The sequence below is a fragment of the Trichococcus pasteurii genome (genome assembly GCF_900112935.1).
GTDB lineage: Bacteria > Bacillota > Bacilli > Lactobacillales > Aerococcaceae > Trichococcus > Trichococcus pasteurii.
Genome location: NZ_FONM01000001.1, coordinates 357,510 through 357,902 on the forward strand (window position 1 = coordinate 357,510; position 393 = coordinate 357,902).

At 49.4% G+C, this 393-nt stretch carries 1 CRISPR repeat array.

The window, feature by feature from the left end:
- Window positions 1–363: a CRISPR direct-repeat array (repeat unit 33 nt; unit sequence GGTCGCACTCTACACGAGTGCGTGGATTGAAAT).
- Window positions 364–393: the final 30 nt, after the last annotated feature.

Here is a 393-nt window from a genome sequence, read left to right on the forward strand (position 1 = left end):
GGTCGCACTCTACACGAGTGCGTGGATTGAAATTGACGAAGCTGAGTCCTGGTCCGAACTCCGGTTAGTCGCACTCTACACGAGTGCGTGGATTGAAATTCCGGTTGCGGATCGCCATTCCAGTCGTTAATCCGAGTCGCACTCTACACGAGTGCGTGGATTGAAATAATCGTACAGTTGGGACAGCTCAAACAGGCTTGGTCGCACTCTACACGAGTGCGTGGATTGAAATAGGTCCTGCGCGTTGCTCTCATTGTTTGTGTCAGGTCGCACTCTACACGAGTGCGTGGATTGAAATCAAGTCAGTGGTCCGGTCTTCACTTCTGTTATGGTCGCACTCTACACGAGTGCGTGGATTGAAATAAATTCTTTGGCTTGAATAATATCTAATCG